3 protein-coding genes are annotated in these 3,143 nt (G+C 78.5%); all 3 read right to left on the bottom strand.

The window, feature by feature from the left end:
• Nucleotides 1-138: 138 nt before the first annotated feature.
• Nucleotides 139-1,077 (bottom strand): methionyl-tRNA formyltransferase, encoded by a 939-nt coding sequence (fmt, locus tag CBZ_RS17960; protein ID WP_130782839.1) that lies wholly within the window; start codon nucleotides 1,075-1,077, stop codon nucleotides 139-141.
• A gap of 10 nt (nucleotides 1,078-1,087) precedes the next feature.
• A complete protein-coding gene (locus CBZ_RS17955; protein ID WP_130782838.1) occupies nucleotides 1,088-1,717 on the bottom strand; it encodes an HAD family hydrolase in 630 nt (209 codons plus the stop codon).
• Nucleotides 1,714-3,143, bottom strand: a 1,430-nt coding sequence (locus tag CBZ_RS17950) for a primosomal protein N' (RefSeq protein WP_130782837.1), incomplete at its 5' end; no start/stop codon positions are given. The genes CBZ_RS17950 and CBZ_RS17955, both read right to left, overlap by 4 nt.

Below are 3,143 nucleotides of genomic sequence, written 5' to 3'. Positions count from 1 at the left end.
CACCGCCACGGTCCGAGCGGCCGGTGTCGCCACGGCCGGCGCCGTCACGCGCGCCGCCATGACGCTGGCCGCCGTCACGACCGCCGTCTCCGGGACCGCCGGTGCCGCGCCCCTCGGCGCCGCCCTGCCCGGCGGGGCTCACGCCGCACCGCCCAGGACTGTCCCGTCGACGAGCCGCGCACCGCGCGCCCAGTCCGCCGCCTCCATGGGGCGCTTGCCGGGCGGCGTGACGAGGCCCAGCCGCACCGCTGCCCCGCCCGTGCCGACCAGCACGTCACGCTTGCCGACCCGCAGCTCGCCGGGGGCGAGGTCGCGCACGTCCGCGACGGGTGCGACGGGGCCGAGGCCGAGCCGGCTGCCGTCGGGCAGCGTGGTCCACGCGCCGGGGGCGGGCGTGCACCCCCGGATGCGGCGGTCGACGGCGTGCGCGGGGTGCGACCAGCGCACGCGCGCGTCCTCGACCTCGATCTTCGGGGCGTGGCTCACGCCGTCGGCGGGCTGCGGGACCGGGCTGAGGATCCCGTCCTCGATCGCGTCCAGCGTCTGCACGAGCAGCCCCGCGCCCGCGACAGCGAGGCGGTCGAGCAGGTCGCCGGCCGTGTCCCGCGGGCGCACCGACTCGGTCAGCGTGCCGAAGACCGGGCCGGTGTCGAGGCCCTGCTCGATGCGGAACGTCGTCGCGCCGGTGACCTCGTCGCCCGCGATGAGCGCGTGCTGGACGGGCGCCGCGCCGCGCCAGGCGGGCAGGACGGAGAAGTGCAGGTTGACCCACCCGTGCGTCGGCACGTCGAGCACGGCGGCGGGCAGGATCGCGCCGTACGCGACGACCGGTGCCGCGTCGACGGCGAGCTCGCCGAGCCGCGCGACGAACTCCTCGTCGCGGGGGCGGGCGGGCGTGAGGACCTCGACGCCCGCGTCGAGCGCCCGGGCCTTCACGGGGCTGGGTGCGAGCGTGCGCCCGCGTCCGGCGCGCGCGTCGGGGCGCGTGAGGACGGCGACGACCTCGTGACGGGAGGCCAGCAGGGCCTCGAGCGACGGCACCGCGGCCGCAGGCGTTCCGGCGAAGAGCAGTCGCATGGCCCCGATCCTAGGTGGCGGGTGCCGTGCTCCCCGCCTCGGGGACCAGCAGGCCGCGCGTCTCGAGGTCGGCGCGGAGCGTGGCGGCGTCGGTGAAGAGCACGGCGTCGAAGCCGACGGCCGCGGCGGCGGCGACGTTCACGGGCGAGTCGTCGGCGAAGACCGTACGCGCCGGGTCGAGGGCGAACCGTTCGGCGAGCAGCCGGAACACCCGCGGGTCGGGCTTCGCGAGGCCGACCTCGCCGGACACCAGGACGGCGTCGAGGTGCCCGATGGCGGGCGCGGCGGGCTCGGCGAGGTGGTAGGTCTCGGCCGACCAGTTCGTCAGGCCGAACGTCGGCACGCCCCGGTCGACCAGGTCGCGCACGACGCGTGCGCTGCCGGGGACCGGGCCCGGCAGCGAGTCGGCAAAGTGCGCGACGTACAGGTCGAGCGCGGCGACGTGCTGCGGGAACGTCGCGGCCAGCTCGACGCGCGCGTCCGCCCAGCTGCGGCCGGCGTCCTGGTGGTGGTTGAACGCGGCGAAGTCGACGTCCGAGAAGAAGCGGTCCACCTCGCTCCGGTCGAGCCGGCCGACGAAGGGCCCGTACGGGTCCCACCGGACCAGCACGTTGCCGAGGTCCAGGACGACGGCCGTCATGCGAGGTCCACCGGGTCGACGTGCACGCGCACCGTGCCTCCCTCGCGCCGCGCGCTGCGGACCGCCATCGACGTCGCGAGGGCCCGGGCCAGCGCCGCACCGCGGCCTCGCGGCACGCGCACGAGGGCGCGGACGTCCGGCTCGAGCGCCGTGGACGACGCCCGTGCGGGCCCGGGGACCGGCACGGGGCCGAGCACGTCCGCGTCGTCGAGGCCCAGCCGGGACAGCAGCACGTCGACCGCGTCGCGCGGCCCGGTCACCGCCGCGACCCGGACGGCCGGCGGCAGGCCGAGCTCGACCCGCTCCTGCGACTCCCGGGCCGCGAGACCCGCGGGGTCCCAGCGGACGAGCGCCTGCGTGGGCCGCTCCGGGGCGTCACCCACGAGCAGCACGACGCCACCCTCCGACGCGGACCGCACGAGCGCCGCCGCCGTGAGCCAGCGCCGCAGCGCACCCACCGCCGTACCGAGTCCGGCTCCCGACGTGCCGACCGCCGCATCGAGCAGGACGGCCGCGGCGTACCCGCCAGGGGCGGCGGGCTCGGCTCCGGGCGTCGCGACGACCACCGCGGGCGCGTCGGGCACGACGTCGAGCACGCCGCCCGACGCACGGGCGCCCGACACCCGCACGGTGACGCCGGGGAACGCCCGCCCGAGCTCCTCGGCGGTGCGCTCGGACCCGACACGGACCGAGCGCAGCGTGGAGCCGCCGCACTCGCCGCACCGCCAGGAGGTCGCGAGCCGCCCGCACCAGCCGCACGTCGGAGTGCCGTCCTGACCGGTGAGCCCGAGCGGCCCGTGGCACGTGGTGCAGCGTGCGTCGGCACGGCACCGTCCGCACGCGACGACCGGGACGTAGCCCGCGCGCGGGACCTGCACGAGGACCGGTCCGGCCGCGAGCCGGTCCCGGACGGTGCGCCATGCCGGGGACGGCAGTCGGGCCGTCGCGGCCGGCCCCTCGCGCGCGAGCTCGACCGACGTGAGTGCGAGGACGCGCGGCGCACGGGCACGGGTCGTCGCGCGGTCGGCGACGACCTCCTTCGCCCAGCCGGACTCGACGAGCGCCTGCGCCTCGACCGTCCGGCCGAGACCGCCGACGAGCAACGCGCACCCCTCGAGGTCCGACCGCAGAGCGAGCACCTCGCGGACGTGCGGGTACGGCGCGCGGGGCTCGGCGTGCAGCGTGTCGCCGTCGTCCCAGCACACCGCGAGGCCGAGCCGCCGGACGGGTGCGAACGCCGACGCCCGGGTGCCGACGACCACGTCGGCCGCGCCGCGCAGCGCTGCGAGGAACGACCGGTAGCGCGCGGCCGGACCGTCGTCGGCGGCCAGCCGGACCACGCCGCCGGGCCGGTCGGGCGACCACGCGGGCACCCCGGCCCGGTCGAGCGCGGCGAGCACGAGCGCGACGTCGCGCGCGTCGGGGA

This window comes from Cellulomonas biazotea, assembly GCF_004306155.1.
GTDB classification, from domain to species: Bacteria; Actinomycetota; Actinomycetes; order Actinomycetales; family Cellulomonadaceae; genus Cellulomonas; species Cellulomonas biazotea.
This window is presented reverse-complemented; position numbering and strand designations above follow the sequence as displayed.

What these genes read in the sequence shown, in the direction of transcription:
- CBZ_RS17955 (WP_130782838.1), bottom strand. Translation starts at nt 1,717, where the DNA reads ATGACGGCCGTCGTCCTGGACCTCGGCAACGTGCTGGTCCGGTGGGAC.
- fmt (WP_130782839.1), bottom strand. Translation starts at nt 1,077, where the DNA reads ATGCGACTGCTCTTCGCCGGAACGCCTGCGGCCGCGGTGCCGTCGCTC.